At 61.8% G+C, this 19,329-nt stretch carries 20 protein-coding genes and 4 pseudogenes; 14 read left to right on the forward strand and 10 right to left on the reverse strand.

Going from position 1 to position 19,329, the window contains the following annotated elements:
- Nucleotides 1-5 precede the first annotated feature (5 nt).
- Nucleotides 6-3,554 carry an autotransporter outer membrane beta-barrel domain-containing protein gene (locus ACSBOB_RS32175; protein ID WP_442580074.1) on the forward strand — a complete coding sequence of 1,183 codons (3,549 nt, stop codon included), beginning with the start codon at nucleotides 6-8 and terminating at the stop codon, nucleotides 3,552-3,554.
- A 43-nt stretch (nucleotides 3,555-3,597) separates the two neighbouring features.
- Here the strand turns inward: ACSBOB_RS32175 and ACSBOB_RS32180 are convergent.
- Nucleotides 3,598-3,675 (reverse strand): annotated as a pseudogene (locus ACSBOB_RS32180) (IS3 family transposase); the annotation flags it as partial.
- Nucleotides 3,676-4,026: 351 nt separating this feature from the next.
- Between ACSBOB_RS32180 and ACSBOB_RS32185 the strand changes: the two are divergent.
- The 5 genes from ACSBOB_RS32185 to ACSBOB_RS32205 are packed head-to-tail and all read left to right on the forward strand — an operon-like array spanning nucleotide 4,027 to nucleotide 6,280.
- Nucleotides 4,027-4,224, forward strand: a complete 198-nt coding sequence (locus ACSBOB_RS32185; RefSeq protein ID WP_442580075.1) for a hypothetical protein — start codon at nucleotides 4,027-4,029, stop codon at nucleotides 4,222-4,224.
- The gene (locus ACSBOB_RS32190; protein ID WP_442580076.1) at nucleotides 4,214-5,404 is read left to right on the forward strand and encodes a recombinase family protein; all 1,191 of its coding nucleotides are present in this window, start codon (nucleotides 4,214-4,216) and stop codon (nucleotides 5,402-5,404) included. The genes ACSBOB_RS32185 and ACSBOB_RS32190 overlap by 11 nt, the downstream gene beginning before the upstream one ends.
- Nucleotides 5,401-5,739 carry a hypothetical protein gene (locus ACSBOB_RS32195; protein WP_442580077.1) on the forward strand — a complete coding sequence of 113 codons (339 nt, stop codon included), beginning with the start codon at nucleotides 5,401-5,403 and terminating at the stop codon, nucleotides 5,737-5,739. Before ACSBOB_RS32190 ends, ACSBOB_RS32195 begins: the two co-directional genes overlap by 4 nt.
- Nucleotides 5,736-5,942 carry a hypothetical protein gene (locus tag ACSBOB_RS32200; RefSeq protein ID WP_442580078.1) on the forward strand — a complete coding sequence of 69 codons (207 nt, stop codon included), beginning with the start codon at nucleotides 5,736-5,738 and terminating at the stop codon, nucleotides 5,940-5,942. Before ACSBOB_RS32195 ends, ACSBOB_RS32200 begins: the two co-directional genes overlap by 4 nt.
- Nucleotides 5,939-6,280 carry a hypothetical protein gene (locus ACSBOB_RS32205; protein WP_442580079.1) on the forward strand — a complete coding sequence of 114 codons (342 nt, stop codon included), beginning with the start codon at nucleotides 5,939-5,941 and terminating at the stop codon, nucleotides 6,278-6,280. The genes ACSBOB_RS32200 and ACSBOB_RS32205 overlap by 4 nt, the downstream gene beginning before the upstream one ends.
- 11 nt (nucleotides 6,281-6,291) lie before the next feature.
- On the opposite strand, the pseudogene ACSBOB_RS32210 reads toward ACSBOB_RS32205, so the two are convergent.
- Nucleotides 6,292-6,425 (reverse strand): annotated as a pseudogene (locus ACSBOB_RS32210) (IS3 family transposase); the annotation flags it as partial.
- 63 nt (nucleotides 6,426-6,488) lie between these two features.
- Between ACSBOB_RS32210 and ACSBOB_RS32215 the strand changes: the two are divergent.
- Nucleotides 6,489-6,797, forward strand: coding sequence for a transposase (locus tag ACSBOB_RS32215; protein ID WP_442580080.1), 309 nt, complete (start codon nucleotides 6,489-6,491; stop codon nucleotides 6,795-6,797).
- Complete coding sequence (locus ACSBOB_RS32220; RefSeq protein ID WP_442583898.1) at nucleotides 6,770-7,594, forward strand: IS3 family transposase; 825 nt, start codon at nucleotides 6,770-6,772, stop codon at nucleotides 7,592-7,594. The genes ACSBOB_RS32215 and ACSBOB_RS32220 overlap by 28 nt, the downstream gene beginning before the upstream one ends.
- 222 nt (nucleotides 7,595-7,816) lie before the next feature.
- Here ACSBOB_RS32220 and ACSBOB_RS32225 read toward each other — a convergent pair.
- The 3 genes and pseudogenes from ACSBOB_RS32225 to ACSBOB_RS32235 form a co-directional block, all read right to left on the reverse strand.
- Nucleotides 7,817-7,924: pseudogene (locus tag ACSBOB_RS32225) on the reverse strand (Tn3 family transposase); the annotation flags it as partial.
- Between the two features lie 190 nt (nucleotides 7,925-8,114).
- Nucleotides 8,115-8,831: pseudogene (locus ACSBOB_RS32230) on the reverse strand (fumarylacetoacetate hydrolase family protein).
- A 188-nt stretch (nucleotides 8,832-9,019) separates the two neighbouring features.
- Nucleotides 9,020-10,657: an FAD-dependent oxidoreductase gene (locus ACSBOB_RS32235; protein WP_442583899.1), complete on the reverse strand. Its 1,638-nt coding sequence runs from the start codon at nucleotides 10,655-10,657 to the stop codon at nucleotides 9,020-9,022.
- A gap of 159 nt (nucleotides 10,658-10,816) precedes the next feature.
- Here ACSBOB_RS32235 and ACSBOB_RS32240 point away from each other — a divergent pair, with 159 nt between their 5' ends.
- Nucleotides 10,817-11,683: a hypothetical protein gene (locus tag ACSBOB_RS32240; protein ID WP_442580081.1), complete on the forward strand. Its 867-nt coding sequence runs from the start codon at nucleotides 10,817-10,819 to the stop codon at nucleotides 11,681-11,683.
- A gap of 12 nt (nucleotides 11,684-11,695) precedes the next feature.
- Nucleotides 11,696-12,010 carry an NIPSNAP family protein gene (locus tag ACSBOB_RS32245; RefSeq protein ID WP_442580082.1) on the forward strand — a complete coding sequence of 105 codons (315 nt, stop codon included), beginning with the start codon at nucleotides 11,696-11,698 and terminating at the stop codon, nucleotides 12,008-12,010.
- 100 nt (nucleotides 12,011-12,110) lie between these two features.
- Here the strand turns inward: ACSBOB_RS32245 and ACSBOB_RS32250 are convergent, their stop codons facing one another.
- Entirely contained in the window at nucleotides 12,111-12,824 is a 714-nt protein-coding gene (locus tag ACSBOB_RS32250) for an IclR family transcriptional regulator (protein WP_442580083.1), read from the reverse strand.
- A 205-nt stretch (nucleotides 12,825-13,029) separates the two neighbouring features.
- Between ACSBOB_RS32250 and ACSBOB_RS32255 the strand changes: the two genes are divergently transcribed.
- Nucleotides 13,030-13,779, forward strand: a complete 750-nt coding sequence (locus tag ACSBOB_RS32255) for an SDR family NAD(P)-dependent oxidoreductase (RefSeq protein WP_442580084.1) — start codon at nucleotides 13,030-13,032, stop codon at nucleotides 13,777-13,779.
- A 15-nt stretch (nucleotides 13,780-13,794) separates the two neighbouring features.
- On the opposite strand, the gene ACSBOB_RS32260 is transcribed toward ACSBOB_RS32255, so the two are convergent.
- The gene (locus tag ACSBOB_RS32260) at nucleotides 13,795-14,529 is read right to left on the reverse strand and encodes a glutathione S-transferase family protein (RefSeq protein ID WP_442580085.1); all 735 of its coding nucleotides are present in this window, start codon (nucleotides 14,527-14,529) and stop codon (nucleotides 13,795-13,797) included.
- Between the two features lie 121 nt (nucleotides 14,530-14,650).
- Between ACSBOB_RS32260 and ACSBOB_RS32265 the strand changes: the two genes are divergently transcribed.
- The 3 genes from ACSBOB_RS32265 to ACSBOB_RS32275 all read left to right on the forward strand — a co-directional run bounded on the left by ACSBOB_RS32265 (nucleotide 14,651) and on the right by ACSBOB_RS32275 (nucleotide 16,931).
- Nucleotides 14,651-15,298 carry a TetR/AcrR family transcriptional regulator gene (locus ACSBOB_RS32265; RefSeq protein WP_442580086.1) on the forward strand — a complete coding sequence of 216 codons (648 nt, stop codon included), beginning with the start codon at nucleotides 14,651-14,653 and terminating at the stop codon, nucleotides 15,296-15,298.
- An 86-nt stretch (nucleotides 15,299-15,384) separates the two neighbouring features.
- Nucleotides 15,385-16,545: a thiolase domain-containing protein gene (locus ACSBOB_RS32270; RefSeq protein WP_442580087.1), complete on the forward strand. Its 1,161-nt coding sequence runs from the start codon at nucleotides 15,385-15,387 to the stop codon at nucleotides 16,543-16,545.
- Nucleotides 16,546-16,547: 2 nt separating this feature from the next.
- The gene (locus tag ACSBOB_RS32275; protein ID WP_442580088.1) at nucleotides 16,548-16,931 is read left to right on the forward strand and encodes a Zn-ribbon domain-containing OB-fold protein; all 384 of its coding nucleotides are present in this window, start codon (nucleotides 16,548-16,550) and stop codon (nucleotides 16,929-16,931) included.
- Here the strand turns inward: ACSBOB_RS32275 and ACSBOB_RS32280 are convergent, their stop codons facing one another.
- The 3 genes from ACSBOB_RS32280 to ACSBOB_RS32290 all read right to left on the reverse strand — a co-directional run bounded on the left by ACSBOB_RS32280 (nucleotide 16,932) and on the right by ACSBOB_RS32290 (nucleotide 19,322).
- A complete protein-coding gene (locus ACSBOB_RS32280) occupies nucleotides 16,932-17,459 on the reverse strand; it encodes a hypothetical protein (protein WP_442580089.1) in 528 nt (175 codons plus the stop codon).
- A 95-nt stretch (nucleotides 17,460-17,554) separates the two neighbouring features.
- On the reverse strand, nucleotides 17,555-18,214 hold the full coding sequence (locus ACSBOB_RS32285) for an EthD domain-containing protein (protein WP_442580090.1): 660 nt from the start codon (nucleotides 18,212-18,214) through the stop codon (nucleotides 17,555-17,557).
- Nucleotides 18,215-18,230: 16 nt separating this feature from the next.
- Nucleotides 18,231-19,322 (reverse strand): NADH:flavin oxidoreductase/NADH oxidase, encoded by a 1,092-nt coding sequence (locus tag ACSBOB_RS32290; RefSeq protein ID WP_442580091.1) that lies wholly within the window; start codon nucleotides 19,320-19,322, stop codon nucleotides 18,231-18,233.
- Between the last annotated feature and the right edge of the window lie 7 nt (nucleotides 19,323-19,329).

The raw sequence follows: 19,329 nt of genomic DNA on the forward strand, positions 1-19,329 counted from the left end.
CCGCCATGTCGACCGTGATCTTGCCTTTCGCGCTTCTCGCCGCTGGCACCGTTGTCTTTTGGAAAACCACGGCACTCGCCGACGAGCCTACCAGGATTCCCCTGGAATACGTCTATGACACGGCCGACAACGGCACGGGCGAAAGCCAACATTATGTCAGCCGGCTTGGCATATGGACATCCATCAACAATGGCCAGGCTCAGCGATACGTGTTCGATACGGGATCGGACCAGTTCAATACGCAGATCGGTCCGGAAGTCACGGGTGTCGAATCGATCGCGGGAAGCCCGAAATATGTCTATGCATACGGTGATTCAAACTATGGGTACCTGATCCAAAAAGTTACTTTCGATCGATTGACCTACCTTGACCCAAAAGCTCTGGACGATCAATCCAAGGCCATAACCTTGCCAATACTTGGAGAAAGGGAATATGAGGCCGGAAGGATTGATGATATAATTTATACTTTGGATTACAGAGACCCCGAAGGGTTGGTATTGAACCTGACCAAAGATCCTGTGACGAATGAAAATACAACGGACCTCTATGGAAATCCTCTCGGAGAGAAATATTACTATGCGGATCTGGATGCTCGGGATCGTATAGAGAGTGGCAAGCCCGCCGACGAGGACGGCAGATTTTCAGGAACGTTCGGCGCCGGCGACTATCTGATCGGCACAAGCGTGAAAACCAGCATGATCGGCGGCGCCACGACAAGCGGCTACATCGTGGCAGCCAACGGGAATACCGGCTTCGCCACGAATGAAGCGACGCCGGGCTGCTCCCCTTGTGTCATTGTGAATCTCGATCCAAGTCTTCGCGCTCAATATATGTCCTTCGCCCACTGGGGACAGAAGAGCGACGACGACAAGAAGACCTACCCGGAAATCTTTCCGGGATCGGAAGCGAACGCGTCCATGCAGTACGAAGGAGCTTATAGCCTGGGCTTCGGGGACGGGGACGACGAAAACGCTGTCAGGGAAGACGAGGTCGCGGCCCTGCTCGATACCGGTACGCCGGGGGGCGGAACCCTTCTCTTGAGCCAGTCTAAATTTTCTTCGCTCGAGCGATCGGGTGTCGAATTCAAGGAGAACGAGAATTCTCCCGGCACGTATTATCTGGAGGCTCTGACGATATCCGCGCCGAATGGCGATCCGGTTACGCTGAAAAATATCGTCGTATCCATAGATGAAGAGAATACATCTGCCGACTATATAAATTTTATATCAGGCATCGATTTTTTCTTATCGCAATCCGTGATGTACGACCTCGAAAATAGCGCAACGGCTTTCACGTCCTATTTCGTCACGGCCGACAATTTTTCCACCGACGCCGCCAGCGGTTCACTGCCAGGTTTGACCAAGATCACCCCGGAAATGGGAAGCGTATTTCCTGCAAAGGATGAACAGGGGCATGATGTCGATGTCGGCTACCTCGGCATCGCGGGTGCGATTTCCGGCACGGGCGACCTGGAGATTGCGAAGAATGCGAATGTCCGCCTTTCCGGGACCAACACCTACGAGGGAGAGACGCTGATAGAAAAGGGGGCCAGCGTCGAGCTTACCGGCCCTGGCAGCATCGAGAACTCCGTCAGGGTGGTCAACAATGGCACCCTGGACCTCCAGAAAAAGGGAAACTTCCTGAAGGAATGGGGTGTTTCCGACGCCTACAACGATACGCGGATTCGCAGCCTGGGTGGCAGCGGCGAGGTCCTGCTGCTCGATCGCACCCTGGTGCTGACCGACGCGAGGGACACGTTCGCCGGCAGTATCGGCGACATCGGCGCCGACGGCCAGCACGCGGGCGGAAAACTATCAGTGCTCGGCGGCATGCAGACCCTGAGTGGTCAAAACTCCTTTACCGGATTGACGACGGTTGGCTCCGGGGCGGCATTGCTGCTTTCCCAAACGGGCACGCTCGCCGGCAAGGTCTCGGTCTCGGGCCTGTTCGCCAATGACGGCAAGGTGGCGGCCGAGACCACGGTCGAGCAGGGCGGCGTCGCGGCCGGCGTCGGCGTCTTCGGCGGGCTCACCGTCGCTCGGGGCGGCACGGTCGCGCCGGGAAGCGTCAACGACCCCGTCAAGCTTGCCCCGGTGCTCACGGTCGACGGTGACTTCGTCCAGCAGGCCGGATCGATCTATCTGGCAGGCATCGCCCCGGGCGCGGAGCTAGACAAGGCCACCGGCCGCATCGCGGTCAGCGGCGGCGCGGCCATCGATGACGGCGCCAACGTTGACCTTGTCCGCGAGGGTGCCGGGCAGTTATCGCTCGATACGCGCTACACGCTTTTGACCGCTGCCCAAGGCGTCAGCGGCGCCTATGGCGGCTTGACGGGCGATCTTTATACCGACTCGCCTTTCATCGATTTCGGTCTCGCCTATGATGCGAACAACGTCTATCTCGACGTCGACCGCAGCAAGGTGGCCTTTGCCGATGTCGGGGGCACGTTCAACCAGAAATCCGTGGCGACCGCGACGGAAGCCCTCGGTTCCGGCCATGCCATCTACGACAATGTCCTGTTTCTGACGGAGCGGGAGTCCCGGTCAGCGTTCGACCTTCTTTCCGGCGAAGTGCATGCTTCGGCGAGCGGCGCCCTGATCGAGGACAGCCATTTCGTTCGCGATGCCGCCAGCGAACGCATCCGCGCCGCATTCGCCGGTGTCGGCGCCTCGTCGGCGTTGGTCTCTACCCCCGGTTCAAGCCAAATGGAGACTGCTACCGCGACGACGGACAAGCTTGCGGTCTGGGGCCGCGGCTTCGGGGCCTGGGGCCACCTGGACGGCGACGGCGGGACAGAGCGTCTCGACTACTCCACCGGCGGCTTCCTGTCCGGAGCGGATGCGCTCGTCGCCGACACCTGGCGGCTTGGCCTGCTCGCCGGCTACAGCCGCACCTCGTTCGATATCGACGGCCGATCGTCGTCGGGCTCCAGCAACAACTACCATCTCGGCGCCTATGCAGGCACGCAATGGGAAAGGCTCGGCTTCCGTTCCGGTCTCGCCTATTCGTGGTATCGTCTCGATACCCGGCGCGCAGTCGCCTTCACGGGCTTCTCGGATACACTATCGTCTGGCTACGATGCCGGTACATTCCAGGCGTTCGGCGAACTCGGCTATCGAATCGACACCGCTGCGGTGGCGCTCGAACCCTATGCGAACCTCGCCTATGTCCATCTCGACACGGACGGCTTCCAGGAAAAGGGAGGGACCGCGGCATTGCACGGTTCCGATCGATCCACCGATACCGCGTTCAGCACGCTCGGACTTCGCGCGTCGTCCGGTTTCGAACTGGGCTCCATGTCTGCCACCGCGCACGGCGGCATCGGCTGGCTGCATGCCTATGGCGACGTGACGCCGGAGGCTCGCCTGGCCTATTCCGGAGGTACTGCCTTCGACGTCAAGGGAACGCCGATTGCGGAGGATGCTGCACTGATCGAGGCAGGGTTTGACATGCACCTTACCGCGCGAGCCACCGTCGGCCTGGCGTACCAGGGGCAAATCGCCTCCGAGGCTAAGGAGCATGGCTTCAACGCCAAACTAGCTGTCCAGTTCTAAACGGGTCCAATGGTGGCCTGCTGCCGGTTTTTCGGGCACGAGGTTAAGCTAACATAGCGTGTTCCTCAAACTCCACGGGGCTCAGATAGCCCAGCGTCGAGTGCCTCCGTCGGGGATTGTACAAAACGACAACGGAACGCCCACGGGACCAAGGAACGCGAGCTTCTTTATCCGTGGCATCCGTGGACAGGATGCCTGGTCCATGAAGTGATCGGGAAAGGCGGCGGAGAGATTTTCCGCTGCACCGTCTCCGGTTGGGCGTCCGATCGCTGGCTGGAGGTTCCGGCCTGGATGTACGATAAGGCGGCCCGCGCTACATGGCGGGTTGGTACCGCTGCCTGTGTCGATCTCGCCGCGCTCGCTGCCTTGGCGACGCAGCCACAGGACGTAGCGGCTGTTTCCGGCGCTCCATCGCAAGTGCGGGATTCGAGTGCAGCATCGGGCTCTCACGACGCGAATCGGGGAGATGTCCATGCCGCGCCAGCCCAAGACATACCAGTTCGATCTGTTCTCCAATCCGCATGCCCTCGAGACGGGGCAGACGCCGCAATGGCAGGCGCTGCCTTGCGAGGCGTGCCAGGCGCTGACGAAGTTGATGGTCCGCCTGATCCTCGACCATGCCGACGGCGGCGGCGCTCCGGAACGACAGGAGGCGGGTCATGATGTCTGAGAAGATCAGGCCGCATCATCTGGAGCGCAAGGCGATCCTGTATGTGCGGCAGTCCTCAACCCATCAGGTTCTGCACAGCCGCGAGAGCAGCGCCCTGCAATATGCGATGCGCGACCGTCTGACGGTGCTCGGCTGGTCTCGCATCGAGACGGTCGATGACGACCTTGGCCGCTCGGCGGCCGGCGGTGTCGCGCGCGCTGGCTTCGACCGGATGGTGGCCGAGGTCTGCCTCGGCAAGGTCGGCGCCGTCGCGCCGCGGGAAGTCTCGCGCTTCGCTCGCAACAGCCGTGACTGGCAGCAGCTTATCGAGATGTGCCGCGTGGTCGATACCGTGCTGGTCGACCAGGAGACGGTCTACGCGCCACGTCAGGGCAACGACAGGCTGCTTCTGGGATTGAAGGGCAGCCTCAACGAGTACGAACTCGATCTTCTGCGCCAACGATCCCTGTCCGCCCGCTACCAGAAGGCCCGGCGCGGCGATCTCATTGTCGCTGCCCCGGTCGGCTTCGTGAAGGCGGGCGACCACTTCGAGAAGGACCCGGATCGCCGCGTGCAGGAGGCGATCACACTGGTCTTCGACAAGGCTGTCCAGCTTGGCAGCGCACGGCAGGCCTTACTCTGGTTCCATGAGCATGATCTCGACCTGCCGGTAAAGCAGAACAGCGGAGATATTGCCTGGCGACGCCCAAACTATGCGACCATCCACCGGATGATCGAGAACCCGATCTACGGCGGCGCCTATGCCTATGGTAAGACTTCCTCCGCAATGAGCTATGGTGCTGCCGGCGCAAAGACCCGGTGCAAGGCGCGGGGCGATTGGCTGGCGCTGATGCCGAACGCTCATGAGGGGTATGTCATCTGGGGGAAGGCCGAGGCGATCCGCACCATGGTCAGCAGCAATGTGCCCACCAGTCGGCATCATGGCGCGCCCAAGCACGGCAGTGCGCCGCTCGCCGGGCTGATCCGTTGCCGGCGCTGCGGGCGCAAATTGACGCTCCGCTACTCGGGAACGAAGCACCAGATTCCCGCTACAGCTGCAGTCGCGGCTGGATGGACAATGCCGAACCGCGCTGCATTGCCTTTGGCGGCTTGCGCGTCGATGACGCCATTGAGGAAGCGCTTCTGCAGGTCGTCGAGCCGGGTGCGATTACGGCGGCCGTCGAGGCTGAGACGCAAGTGACCAGCCGCCGCGACCAGGTCCGCGACGCACTGACACGGGATCTGGAGGCGGCGCGTTATGCCGCTGATCGAGCATTCCGGCAATATGATGCTGCCGATCCCGAGAACCGGCTGGTCGCGGCGGAACTGGAGTTGCGGTGGGACCACCGAGCGCTCACCCTTGTCGGTGAGATCGAGCGCAGGATTGGTGCGCACGACGCCTCGACACCGCAACCGTCAGCTCTGTCGGCAATGCAGATCGCAGCGCTCGCCGAAGATCTACGGGCTGTCTGGTCGGCGCCGACGACAGAGGCGAGGCTCAAGAAGCGCAGCGTGCGCACCTCATCCACGAGGTGATCGCCGATATCGACGACGCAGCCTCGCAGATCATTCTGCTGGTTCATTGGATTGGCAGTGTCCATACCGAACTGCGCCTACCAAAGCGCCGCCGCGGGCAGCGTAACAGCACCTCCGCCGATATCATTGCGGCCGTCCGCCAACTGGTGCTCATCGCCAGGGATGATCTGATTGCCGGCATCCTCAACCGGACGGACTGGTGACCGGTCACGGCAATCGATGGACACGCGAGCGTGTCACTGCACTCAGATCCCATCACAAGATTCCGGTCTTCCGGCCGGCGGCCGACGGAACAGAGCCATGTCTCAATTTGAACAAGGCGGCCCGCCTTCTCGGCGTGGCGTCGAAGACGCTCCAGGTCGCCGCCGAAGCGGGCGAGATCAAAGGCGTTCATCCCTTGCCGGATGGCCCGTGGATCTTCAGCCGATCAACGCTTGACGAGCCAGCCGCTCAACGAATCGTTCATCGCGCCCGGCGGAACGCCAAATACCCCGCGGGATCGCATCCCGATCAACAAAACCTCTTCTCTTCGACGGCATAGACAGATGGGTGTTATGAAACAGGATTGTAGAAGCGCTCGATGTAGTCGAACACATCCGCCCTGTCGTCATCCCTCGTCCTGTAGACCTTGCGGGGCGGTCCGCTCGGTTTTCTATGGACGAGAAGAAGCTCTCCATCGCAGCATTGACCGGTGTCCGCCCTCTGGGGCGCACTCCAATCGTACGCACAGCATCGAATTTAAGCGGCAGGTGTCGCAGGAGTATCTGTCAGGCGAGACGCTTCACGGGTTGGCGAAACGGCACGATGTCACCCGCAACCTGATCCGCGTCTGGGTGCGGAAATATGAGGAAGGCGCTTTCGATGACGATGCGCAGGCGGCCGACCTTATCCAGGAATACGAAGCCCGGATCGCCGCCCTTGAGCGGCTGGTCGGCAAGCAGGCTCTGGAGCTGGAGTTTCTAAAGGGGGCTCTGAAAAGCGCACCGCCGCCCAGAAGCGGGACTACATCCGTGATCACCGGCCCCACGGGATCTCCGTCACCGAAGGATGCGGGCTGATGGAGATCGCGCGCTCGACCTGCTATGATCATCCGCAAAAGCCGGCCGACGACACCGCAATCGTGGAAGCCATGTTCACGATCTGCGATGAGTTCGAGTTCTATGGCTACCGCCGTGTCGGCGCAGCCCTGCGCCAGCAGGGCATTGTCGTGAACCATAAGAAGATCCGCCGCCTGATGCGCGAGCACGATCTGCAGCCCAGGATCCGGCGGCGCTTCGTTGCCATCACCGACAGCAATCATGGCGGTCCGATCTTCCCGAACCTGGCGAAAGATCTCGCTCCTACTGGTCCGGACCAGCTCTGGGTCAGCGATATCACCTATGTCGCGCTGCCGACCCGCTTCATCTATGTCGCCGTCATTGTGGACGCCTGGTCGCGCCTGATCGTCGGCCATGCCATCGGCCGGTCGATCGATGCACGCCTGACGGTTACGGCCTTGAGAACTGCCATCGACCGCAGAAAGCCACCACCAGACTGCATCCGTCATTCCGATCGCGGCTCGCAATATGCGGCCGAACTCTACCGACAGCTTCTTCACGGCCAAGGTCTGATCGGCGCGATGGGTCGCAGAGGCAATCCTTACGACAATGCCAACGCGGAGTGCTTCATGAAAACGCTGAAGGTCGAAGCGGTCTATCCGATGGCCTTCGAAACATTCGAGGAGGTTGTCGACCATCTTCCCCGCTTCATCGAGGAGGTCTACAACAAACGCAGGCTTCATTCCGCGCTCGGCTATCTGAGCCCGCAGCAATTCGAGGATCAACACATCCGGCAGACTGGCAAAACAGCACCCTGATCAGTGTCCACCCGCAGGGGCGCACTCCAATTAAGGGGTGATCGGCGTCCAAAAAGGCCCTCTGTAACGCAGGGTTGTCACGCTGCCTTCAGGTTCATCGGGGGCATTTGTTTTGGATGTTGGTTGTGGAGACGATAGCGAAGATACGTCGGCTTTCGCTGGTCCGGGGGAAAACGATCAAGGAGATCTGCCGCGAGTTGAGGATATCGCGGAAGGTTCTGCGCTCACCCGAGAGAACTGCCCGTCGGATGACGCGATCGTTCCATTACCCCAAAGCCGAGAATGCGGCTGACGAGTGTGCACATCGGTAACGCACGCTTGCGCCGCACGGACCGCGCATGAAATGCCATTCTTCATCACCGCGTCCCGCGAACGGGATTCCATAGAGATGCAGTTAATTTGAGAATATCAATGCACGAATTCTCATAATTAACTGCCTTCTCAAGGAAAAATGATCGCATTCTTGCGTGCAAGTGCCAAGCGACAACATTGGAGCGGCGTTTCGCGCCAAAGTGTGAAGTTAAGCCAGGCTCTCGCTGATAACGCCGTTTGTGAGCCTGCCTATCCGGTCGATCGACACAGAAACCTCATCCCCTGGCTTCAGCCAGACGGGCGGCTCGCGAAAGGCGCAGACGCCGCCGGTCGTACCTGTGATACTGACGTCTCCGGCCTCCAGCATCGTAAACTGGGAGCAATAGGCAATGAGCGCCGGTACATCGAAAATGAGGTCGTCCAGGGTCGCCTGTTGCATCACCTAGCCATTGAGCGTGGTTGCCAGGGACAGGGTCCTGATGTCGCCGACCTCGTCAGGGGTCACCATCCACGGCCCGAGGGCGCCGGTGGCGGGAAAGTTCTTGCCGGGTGTGAACTGTGTGCTGTGCCGCTACCAGTCACGAATGCTGCCGTCGTTGCAGCAGTCTTAGCCGGCCACGTGATCGAGAGCGTCGCCGGCTTCGATGTATCGCCCCGATCGGCCGATCACGACGGCAAGCTCGCCCTCGAAATCGAACCGCTCGGAAACCCGAGGACGGACCATCGCGCCCTTGTGACCGACTTGGGAATTGGCGAAACGGGTAAAGATCATGGGCCGTTCGGGCGTATCGCGCCCGGTTTCCTTCGCGTGGCTCGCATAGTTGATGCCAATACAAAGGATCTTGTCGGGGTCGGGAATGACCGGAAGAAATGCGACCTCCTCGACGTTGTAGTCTGTGTCCGGAGTGCCGACTGCCTTAATCATACTCGTCCAGTCGGCCCGCGCCAACAGGCCGCGGAGTGTGGCGACGCCGCCAAGCCGCTTTCCCAGATCGAGAAGCCGATCCTGTCTGCCGGTCTCGATCAGCAGGCCGAATGTCGGGTTTCCGAGGGGGGGCGCGAAAGCTTGCGAGTTTTATGAGCTTGTCCTCCGATATCTTGTCTTGGCAGGACTCAGGGATTGTCGGCGAGAACGTTGCCGGCGATATATCCGAAAGTCAGCGCAGGACCGAGCGTGATGCCTCCACCGGGATAGGCGCCGCCCATGACGCTGGCCGCATCGTTGCCGACCGCGTGCAAACCGGGAATGGGATCGCCTTTTGCATCGAGCACCCGCGTCTTGGCATCGGTGCGCAGTCCGGCAAAAGTGCCTAGATCGCCCAAGGCGAGCCGGATCGCATAGAACGGGCCCTGCTCGAGCGGAGCCACGCACGGATTGGGCTTGTGACTCGCATCTCCCAGGAAGCGGTTATAGGCCGTGTCACCCTTACCGAACTCAGGATCTCGCCCGTGACGGGCCTCCCGATTGAAGGATTGGAGTTGGATCTCGAAGACTTTCGCATCGAAGCCCGCCGCCATCGCGAGTTCGCGAGGGGTGCGACCCTTGATCAGGTAGCCTGACCGGAGGTGATGGGAGATCGGCAAGGGGAATGGCTTGACGAAGCCAAGACCGTATTTGCGCAACGCCCTGTGGTCGCAGACGAGCCAGGCATGGCAATCGCCACCGCCGGCGGCTTGGATCATGGCCTGCCCAAAATCGTGATAGGAATTGGCCTCGTTGACGAAGCGCCACCCATCAGGCCCTATGGCGATGACGCCGGGCTTGTAGCGATCGATCAGATGGGGGAACACCGCATGGCCCCCGCCACGTTTCGGCACACGCGATACCGGTATCCAGGCGGCGGCGTTGGGAAGATCGGTGCTCACTGCGCCACCTGCCGCCTCGCCGAGCCGCAGACCATCGCCCGTGTTGCCGGATGGCGCTGGAGAAACGTGCTCGTGTCCCGTCGGAGCATGTGGGAACGTGGCCTGCCGCCGCGACGGATCCTGTGGGAAGCCACCGCAGGCCAGCACGACGGCCCTTCTGGCGAGGATGACGCGCGGGCTTTCCGGCGTGCCGACCTCGATCCCCACGACGCGACCGTGGTCCTTTAGCAACTGACGAGCAGGGCTGTCTGTGAGGATGGAAACGCCATAGCGTGCGGCGCTCAGGGCGAGGCGCGCGGCAAGCGCGTTACCGCTGGTCAGCCGCATCCCGCGCCGGTGCAGCGCCATATCCCGACCGTGCGCGGCCAATCGCTTTGTCACGTGCCAGGCCGATCTCACCGACCGCGTCACGTTGAAGAAATGGTTCACCTCCTGGCTGGAATTGAACATCATGCCCACGAAGGTGATGGTCGAGAGCGGCGGACGGAGGCGCTTGATGTCCTGGCCCAGCCGCTGCCCCTGCAACGGAGCGGTGAGGATGGATCGTCCGCCCGCCCGCCCGCCCGGCGCATCGGGATGATAGTCGGAAAAGGCCGGCGCGTCGACGAACTGCACCTCGGTATTGGCCTCGAAGAATTCGACCATCCCGCGCCCATTGGCCAGGAAGGCGTCCGTGCGGTCGCTGTCGAAGGCATTGCCGGCCTCATGGCGCATATAGGCGCGGGCGGCCTCAATCTCTTCGGGATCAAAAGGTTTTCCGTCCTTGGGATGGCCCGGAACCCACAGATAGCCGCCGGAATAGGCAGTGGTGCCGCCGAACACCGGTTCCTTCTCGACAACGATAGCCGACAAGCCGCGGACGGCAGCAGTGACGGCACAGGCCATGCCGCCTGCCCCGGCGCCTATGACGACGACATCATACTCGTCAGCAATCCCGATTTCGCTCACCGACCTCTCCCACGCAATCGAAGCCAATTCTCACATATTGCAAAATTGCACAATATGGCGGTATAGCGCTTCGACGGCAAATTTGGGAGACGATCGATGGCTGCGGGTGCAAAACTGGGTGACGCGATCCGCGTCGTTCGCGATGAGGAGCGCGGGCGTATCCTGACATTCGATTCGGCGACCTTCGTGCCGGGCCATTATGGCGATGAGAGCGCATCGAAGGATGTGGTCGTCGCCGCGTCCTATGCGGGTGTCCTGTGCGCGCGAATGATCGCGCGGTCCAGGCCGCGCGGCGCGATCGGGCTCGATTGCGCCATCGGCAAGGATGGCGCAGGCGTCGCGGGCCTCTGGTTCTACGAGGCGCTCGACATACCCGCGGCCGCCGCCGACGTGCGGACCGCAGAGATGGGCAACGGCACTGACCTCTATGAGAACGGCATCGTCAGCCGCGTGAACGAGCTCGCCGAGGGACTGGGCCTCAGGCCCGGAATGACTGTGGCTGCTGCGGCGGCCTTGCTGCACGAACTCGGAGGCAGGGACGCCACCGACCGCTTCGCCGACAAGGAAAGACGCGAGGTCATCCACACCAACGCAGACGGCCGCAGCATCGTGTGCACGGATTCCATCGCCTTCGCGCGCGAGGAGGACCGTAGGCGAAATGTTCTCTGCACGGCGGGGCATACGGGAAGAAGCGTGGTGGGATACATCGTCGATTCCGCGCCATGGGGTTTCATCTGTTCCGACGGCGGCATCGGCAAGAACGATTCCGGGATCACCGCGCTGGAGCCCGCCGCGGAGGCTGGCATTGCGGGCGCGTCAGTGGATGCCCTGACCGCGCGGATGGGCGACGGGCACAGCACTTATTTCGATGGCGTCATCAGCGCGGTCAATCACCTGGCGGCCACCAAGGGCGTCAGAGTTGGAATGCCGGCCACCGAAGCCGCCCGCCTGCTGCTCGACTGAGGGAGTTTCAAGATGATTGTCGAGGAACGAATCTACCGCATTCAGGCCGGAAAGCTGCCTGAATATCTCTCGAAATACGAAGCCATGGGGCTCGACCTGCAAAAGCAGGTCCTGGGCAACCTGATCGGCTATTTTACAACCGAGATCGGTGCGCTGAGCACAATCGTTCATATGTGGGGCTATGAAAGCCTGGACGATCGCGCAAGGCGTCGCACCGAACTCGCCGGCAAGGCGCAATGGCAGGAATACCTGCGCGTCTGCACGCCCATGATCGCGGAGATGGAGAATCGCATTCTGGTTCCGACCGCTTTTTCGCCCCTGCGTTAGCGCACGTCTCCCGAAAGGGAGTAGCGGTTTCGGGATAAGGATATGCGCAAAATCAAGGAGCTAAAGCCTGCGGAGTGAATCTGAAAGATCATGACATGCTTTAGCGTGGCTGATGAGCGGCAGCGTAGGCGGGTACGGTGAGGGGCGCTTCGCCGGCCTGGATTTGTTCGCTGATGGAGTGCGCGCCCACACGAGCCTTTTCCTCGAGGACCGACAGTACGGTGTCGTCCACTTCGGACCGGAGGCGCACCATGCACAGGCTGGCTATGACAGTTCCGGGTGTGCGGAAGATGGGCGCAGCAACGCCAACCAGTTCCGGATCGATCTCGCTGCCGACATAGACGCCGCGCTTGCGGATGGCCTTGAGCCGCGAGTTGAATTCGCGCCAGGTTGCGCCAAGGCCCGTTCGTTCGATCTCCTGGCTGTGGCTCAGAAACAGGCTCTTGAGGTGGTACGCCGGCAGGTAGGCGAGAATAATGCGCGAGGGCGCGCCGATGAACAGCGGAAACGGCCGGCCGCGCTCCATGCTCATCGTGATCCGCTCGTCGGCGCGGTCCTGATAGACGCAAAGCACGCGCGTTCCATAGAAACTGCAGAGAAGCTGCGCGCCAACCTCGGGTCCGCGAAGGGTTTCAATCACCCTCGGCCCGATGCCGAGCAGCGGATCGGCTATCTTTATCTGCCGGTCGAGTTCGATGAAGCGCGGCCCGAGCACATAGCCACCGCCGGCGGCCTGGATCAGAAACCCGGCATCGCAGAGATCGCGCACATAGCGATAGACCGAGGCTGGCGCAGCGCCGATAGGACCCGCCATCATTTCTACCGTCCATACGGGCGCCTCAACCGAGAAGAGGTTCAGAACCGCGAGAACGCGACTCGATTTTGTGCCGGGCTTGGCTTTGCGAGGCGGTCGGACTGGCTGAATTGACGATGTCACGGCTGCTCATTGGGGCTGGTCAGGTCGGAGCTTGGTTTTGCGCCACCCTGCGGAAAAGGACAAGTTTGGGAGGAATGAAACGATGATTGAGCAAGGCGCTGTCGCGTTTGTCACAGGCGCGGGTTCGGGCATTGGAAGGGAGACCGCGCTTGCCTTTTCAAGGGCGGGATGCCGGGTAGCGGTGACTGATATCGACATGGCGGCGGCTGGCGAAACGGCGGCCGCGATCGCAGATGGCCAGGTGCTCCCCTTGAAGCTCGACGTCACCAGTGAGGCGGAGGTGATTGCCGCCTTCGAGGCGGTCCTTTCTCGATGGGGCCGGGTTGATCATCTGTTCAACAATGCGGGCATCCGCGGCCAGGCCTGCGAGGCCCACGAAATGAGCGAGGCCGAGTTCCGCCGCGTGCTCGACCTCAACGTTACAGGTGCGTTCCTATGCCAGCGTGAAGCCTTGCGAACGATGTATACCGCCGGACGTGGTACGATCGTCAATATGGCCTCTATCATGGGGTTCACCACCGGCCCCGGGGCGCTTCAGTATACGACCTCCAAACATGCCGTGATCGGAATGACGAAGGCGGCCGCGTTCGAGGCTGCGCCACGCGGCGTCCGCGTGAATGCCGTTGCGCCGGGCACGACGGAGACGCCGTTGATGCTTGCTCATGCCGGCGACGTCCAGACGATGCGCGACCGCTATACCCCCGCCTACCCTATGGGCAGGCTGGGACGGCCGGAGGAAATCGCGGATGCCGTGATCTGGCTGAGCGGCTCGGCATCCAGCTTTGTCACCGGCCACACACTGGCGATCGATGGTGGCTATCTTCTGCGTTAGAGCCTGGGGCAGGACCTAGCCGCGCGCGAAGGCGTTGCGGCCGAAGATGCGATCCCGTTCTTCGGCAGTGGCCATCGCAAGGGTCGATTTGATCGCCAAGAATGTCGCCTGCGCCTTCCGGACGGCCGCCCGTGCGGCACAGCGCTCCACCCAGTTCGCCAGTGCGCCATGGTTCGGGCTGGCGGGGTGGATGAACGGCATCGTCTCTGAGTATTTGGCTCTCAGGTTGAGGATCCACGGATAGATCGCCATGTCGGCGATCGAAAACGAATCGGAGCCGAAATAGGCGGTTTTCGAGAGCTGACGCTCCATCACGTCGAAAAGCCGGGCCATCTCCGTTCGGTATCGGCTTCGGGAATAGTCTTGATCCTCAGGCGCATACAAGTGGAAATGGTTCAGTTGCCCACCCATCGCGCCGAGGTTTGCCGCCTGGAAGAACATCCATTGCAGCACGTCAGACCGCAGGCGGGGATCCCGAGGAATCCCGATATTGGTCTTTTCCGCGATGTAAAGGAGGATCGCACAGGATTCGAAAATGACGTGGGGAGCGCCGGCCGGACCTGCGGTATCCATGAGCACCGGCACCTTCGAGTTCGGGTTAAGCGCAACGAACCAGTCCTCGAACTGCTCGCCTTTCCAAACATCCACCGCTTTTAGCGCGTATTGCAGACCAGCCTCCTCGAGTACGATGAGCACCTTGAAAACGTTGGGGGTAGGCGACCCGAAGAGCTCGATGGTAGGCTTGTCCATGTCTATCCTCCAGACTGCGTACGCTTGTTGCAAACAATCGTTTGTTAAAGTACGCCGAACGATGCGATAGCAAGGGCTGGCTCTTCATGCCATCGGCGGGCGGGGATTTCTGGAAAACGATATGGTTGACTTGCCGGCAGCATCCAAAACCGGACAGGATTCGGGACCGGGTCGAGCAGCGCCGCGCGGCGACTCCACGCAGAAGGCCATACACGACACCGCGATCTCGATGTTCTCGGAGTTCGGGTATCACGCGGTGACGCTTCGCAAGCTCGCGGATCGGATCGGGATACAGGCCGGCTCGCTCTACAACCATATCGAGAACAAGCAGGAGCTTCTGTTCGAGATCCTCTACGGGATCATGAGTGATCTCGTCAAAAGCTATGAAGATAAGGTACGGCCTGTCAGCGGAACGCAGGACAAGCTTGACGCCTTCATCCGCAACCACGTTGACTTCCACACGTCCCGGAAGGAAGAGGTCTTCATCGGCAACATGGAGTTGCGCAACCTCTCGCCCGAAAATCGCGCCCGGATGGTTACGCTGCGCGACAGCTATCAAAAGCATCTGATCGAGATCCTGCGGCAGGGCCAGGCGGAAGGCCTGTTCCACGTTCAGGATGTGCACATGCTGGCCTTCGCGATCCTCGGAATGCTCAATGCCGTTCCCAACTGGTTTGACCCGTCCGGTCGTCGCAGCGCCGACGATATCGCAGAGCACTATGCCGAACTTATCCACGCCATGGTGGCGCCGCGACCAGCGACGAATTGAAGCGACCGCCGAAGGGCCGCAGTTGACGCAATCCTTTCCGTGACATACGAACAAGCGTTCGTTAGTATCACCTGATGGGATCCTGCATGAGTTTTTCCGATCGCGCTTATATCGCCGGGGTGTTCGAGCATCCCACGCGCAAGGCACCCGACAAGTCGTTGGCGCAGCTTCATGCCGAGGTGGCCGCCGGCGCGCTTGCCGATGCCGGCCTGACGCTCGATGATGTCGACGGCTATTTCGTCGCCGGCGACAACACCAATCTCTATCCGCTTTCGCTGGTCGACTATCTCGGGTTGAAGCTGAAGGTGATCGGGGCCACGGACACAGGCGGCTCCGCCTATGTCACGCATATCGGGCAGGCCGTCGATGCGATCGCGTCCGGACGCTGCAGCGTCGCCCTGATCACGCTTGCCGGCCGCCCGCGCACCGGCGGCGCCGCCGCCGATCCCGCACCGGACTGGTCGCTTCCGGATGTGCCGTTCGAACACCCCTATGGCCGCGCGGTCATCAACACCTATGCCATGTGCGCCACACGTCACATTTACGAGTATGGCACAACCAGCGAACAGCTTGCCTGGATCAAGGTGGCTGCGTCCCATCATGCCCAGCACAATGCAAATGCAATGTTGAAAAACGTCGTCACGGTCGATGAGGTTCTGGCGTCGCCGATGATCGCCGATCCGCTCCACCGGCTCGACTGCTGCGTCGTGAGCGACGGCGGCGGCGCGATCGTCGTTGTATCGCCGGAAGTCGCAAGGTCCCTTTCTCGCCCGATGATCCGCATTCGTGGCGTCGGGGACGGCGTCAAGCACCAGAACGGCGGCCAGATCGATCTGACCTATTCGGCGACGCGTTTCTCGGCCGCCGCCGCTTACGAGCAGGCCGGCGTCAAGCCGACGGACATCAAATACGCCTCGCTCTACGACAGCTTCACCATCACGGTGCTCGAGCAGATCGAGGATCTGGGTTTTTGTGAAAAGGGCAAGGGCGGCGCCTTCGTGGCCGATGGGAACCTGATCTCCGGCGTCGGCAAACTTCCGGTCAACACCGATGGCGGCGGGCTTTGCAACAATCACCCGGCCAACCGCGGCGGCATGACCAAGGTCATCGAGGCTGTCCGCCAGTTGCGCGGCGAGGCGCATCCCGCGGTTCAGGTCGCCAATTGCGACATAGCGCTCGCCAACGCGACCGGTGGCTGGCTCGGCACACGCCACGCCGCATCGACCGTCATTCTGGAAAGGCTCTGACCATGGGCGAAGCCATGAACCACCCGGCAATCAATGCAGAAACCCGGACCTATTGGGAAGCTGCCCGTGCAGGAAAGCTCATGATCAAGTCGTGCCGCTCCTGCGGCAAGGCCCATGTCTATCCGCGCGCCCAATGCCCCCATTGCCGGTCTCTCGACACTGAGTGGGTCGAGGCCTCCGGCAAGGGGAAGATTTATTCCTGGACCGTCATGCGCCGCGCCGCACCACCTTTCGCCATCGCCTATGTGACGCTGGGCGAAGGCGTGACGATGTTCACCAGCATTGTCGACTGCGACATGGACGCGCTTTCCGTCGGCGATGATGTCGTCGTCGCGTTCGAGAGCAGGGAAGACGGGCTCACCGTGCCGGTCTTCAAGCCTGCCTGATCAGGCAAGGCCCTCATAACCAAAAAGCGGGCGCTCGAACGCGCCCGCAGCTACCCGTCCACCTTCGCGAATTGTCGGCAACCAGGCATCGGCAACCGCTTCGAGGCTCCTGCGATCGGCAAACCAGCATTCCAGCACGCTGCGATAGGACAAGCGGCTCGACGAGGTGTAGTCGTTCGACAGAAGCCGGCTCACGGCGGCGGCACGCACGCCTTCGCGGACCGCGAGATCGACCGGCGGCTGCCAGCCGGGATCGAAGACGTAGAGCTTCCATCCGCCTCTTGGCCCGGGGACCAGGACCTCTTCCTCCGTCAGCATGGCGACCTCGCGCACATGGCAGGAGAAGGTCCGCAGTTCATCTTCGAGAAGGGGCTGGCGAAGCGCCGGCTCAGCCGTGATCGACACCATCGCATCCAGGCTGCGATACCAAACGAGCCCAATGCCGTCGCAGATCTTCGGCAGCCCGTTGATCGCTACGGGATCGCATTGCGCATAGCGTTTCATGTTGCGCCAGATCGGCAGGCTCATGGCGAGCTTTCCATGCGCCGACCAACGATCCACGAACGCCTCGTCGCTCAGTCCGGCCTTACGGTCGGCAAGGTAGATGATCTTGGGTTCGATCGTCACCCGTCGGCTTCCGGCGCCCAGGGCTTCTCCGGCCCGAATATGAGCACCTCGCGCACGGGCATGGCCGCAGCGCCCGCTCCAAACCGGTCTGCGCGAGCCACCGCCTCGTTGCGGATCGCCGGCGTCTCGAACCAGGCCTCGATTATGTAGGGATGGTTGAAGGCAGCCCCGTGGAAGCCGAGCGCCGACGCACTCGCCGGATCGATGCGAGCGAGCGAATAGTCGAGCGCCCCATCCAGCGCGAAACAGTCAGGCGCCTGCCAGCCGCTGCCCGCCAGAAACACGGCCTTGCTGCCCGCTCGCGGCGCCACCGGCCCGTGGAGAACATCGGCTAGCACGGACACGGTCCGGCTCATGTCGAACAGGTAGAACTCGTCGCCCTTGACCTTTTCGTAGTCGGGCTCGCTGAAGAACCCGCGCGAATAATCTTCGCGTGGCACCTGCGTCGTCATCGTGATCCCGTCGAACAGGGGTTCGACGCCATCGGTGTGCTCGACGTGGTTCTGCACATAGCGCAAGGTGTGCTTGCGAAAGCCCGGCAAACTTGCGGCCAGAGGCCCGTGGGACGTCTCGTAATGCGCGCTGAACGCCGCGGGCATCAGGGCCGGATTGCGCTTAAGAAACGAACTCCGCCTTACGATCGTCGTCTGTGTCACGGCCTGTCCTCCCGGCTCACCACTGCGTGCGTCCGCCCATGCGCGATACGGCGCGGCGGTACTGGATCGGCAGCGGCATCGCATTTTCGGCATTAAGCACGGAGGCAGCCATGCGCGGCCAGTAGGCATCGCGCAGCAACGCGCGCGCTAGGAATACGAGATCGGCGGTGCCGTCGGCGATGAAGCCCTCCGCCATGTGCGGATCGGTGATGAGCCCGACCACGCCGGTCATCATGCCGGTGCGCTCGCGGATCGTGCGCGTCATCGGCGCGTGATATCCTGGTTCGACGGGAATGACTTCGCCCGGCACCACGGCGCTGCTCGAGCAATCGACGAGATCGACGCCTTCCTGCTTCATCCATGAGATGAGGCTGATGGTGTCCTCGAGCGTGATGCCGCCCTCGGCCCAGTCGATGATCGACAGGCGCACGATCAGCGGGAGGTCATCGGGCAGAGCAGCCCGCATGGCGCGCACGATCATGAGTGGAACCGCCGCCCGCCGCTCAAGCGATCCCCCGAACGCATCCGTTCGATGGTTGGCGAGCGGCGAGAAGAACTGGTGGACGAGATAGCCATGCGCGAAGTGCGCTTCGACAGCCTTGAAGCCTGCCTTTACGGCACGCCTGGTCGCAGCCGCGAAATCCTCGGCCAGGTTGAGAATTGCTTCCTCGCTCATCGCCTCAGGCGTATTCCAGTCGTCCTGGAACGGGATGGCGCTCGGTGCGGGAAGCTTCCCCCACTCGATCTCCGCGATGGGCGAATTGCCTTGCCAGGGGATCGTCCGGCCGCCTTTCCGGCCGGCATGTGCGATCTGGATGGCCGGGACGCTGCCCTCCCGCTCGATAAGTTCCACGATGGGCTTGAGGGCGTTCATATGAGCGTCCGACCACAGGCCGAGATCGCCGGGCGTGATGCGGCCCACAGGCGTGATGGCCGTCGCCTCCAGCATGACCATGCCGACGCCGCCGGCAGCGCGGCTTGCGAGATGGACCTTATGCCAGTCGCCGGGAATGCCGTCTTCGCACGAATACATGCACATCGGGGACATGACGATGCGATTGGGCACCGTCACTTCGCGCAAGGAGAGCGGTACGAAAAGCTGGCTCAAGAGGGCT

Source organism: Mesorhizobium sp. KACC 23794, from assembly GCF_052180275.1.
Taxonomy (GTDB): domain Bacteria; phylum Pseudomonadota; class Alphaproteobacteria; order Rhizobiales; family Rhizobiaceae; genus Kumtagia.

Bases quoted from the DNA above. Each gene is read 5' to 3' on its own strand.
- ACSBOB_RS32275 (WP_442580088.1), top strand. From the start codon at position 16,548: ATGGGCGAAGCCATGAACCACCCGGCAATCAATGCAGAAACCCGGACC.
- ACSBOB_RS32260 (WP_442580085.1), bottom strand. From the start codon at position 14,529: ATGGACAAGCCTACCATCGAGCTCTTCGGGTCGCCTACCCCCAACGTT.
- ACSBOB_RS32175 (WP_442580074.1), top strand. From the start codon at position 6: ATGTCGACCGTGATCTTGCCTTTCGCGCTTCTCGCCGCTGGCACCGTT.
- ACSBOB_RS32270 (WP_442580087.1), top strand. From the start codon at position 15,385: ATGAGTTTTTCCGATCGCGCTTATATCGCCGGGGTGTTCGAGCATCCC.
- ACSBOB_RS32250 (WP_442580083.1), bottom strand. From the start codon at position 12,824: ATGGCGGGTCCTATCGGCGCTGCGCCAGCCTCGGTCTATCGCTATGTG.
- ACSBOB_RS32240 (WP_442580081.1), top strand. From the start codon at position 10,817: ATGGCTGCGGGTGCAAAACTGGGTGACGCGATCCGCGTCGTTCGCGAT.
- ACSBOB_RS32190 (WP_442580076.1), top strand. From the start codon at position 4,214: ATGATGTCTGAGAAGATCAGGCCGCATCATCTGGAGCGCAAGGCGATC.
- ACSBOB_RS32235 (WP_442583899.1), bottom strand. From the start codon at position 10,657: ATGGCCTGTGCCGTCACTGCTGCCGTCCGCGGCTTGTCGGCTATCGTT.
- ACSBOB_RS32185 (WP_442580075.1), top strand. From the start codon at position 4,027: ATGCCGCGCCAGCCCAAGACATACCAGTTCGATCTGTTCTCCAATCCG.
- ACSBOB_RS32245 (WP_442580082.1), top strand. From the start codon at position 11,696: ATGATTGTCGAGGAACGAATCTACCGCATTCAGGCCGGAAAGCTGCCT.
- ACSBOB_RS32255 (WP_442580084.1), top strand. From the start codon at position 13,030: ATGATTGAGCAAGGCGCTGTCGCGTTTGTCACAGGCGCGGGTTCGGGC.
- ACSBOB_RS32280 (WP_442580089.1), bottom strand. From the start codon at position 17,459: ATGAGCCTGCCGATCTGGCGCAACATGAAACGCTATGCGCAATGCGAT.
- ACSBOB_RS32265 (WP_442580086.1), top strand. From the start codon at position 14,651: ATGGTTGACTTGCCGGCAGCATCCAAAACCGGACAGGATTCGGGACCG.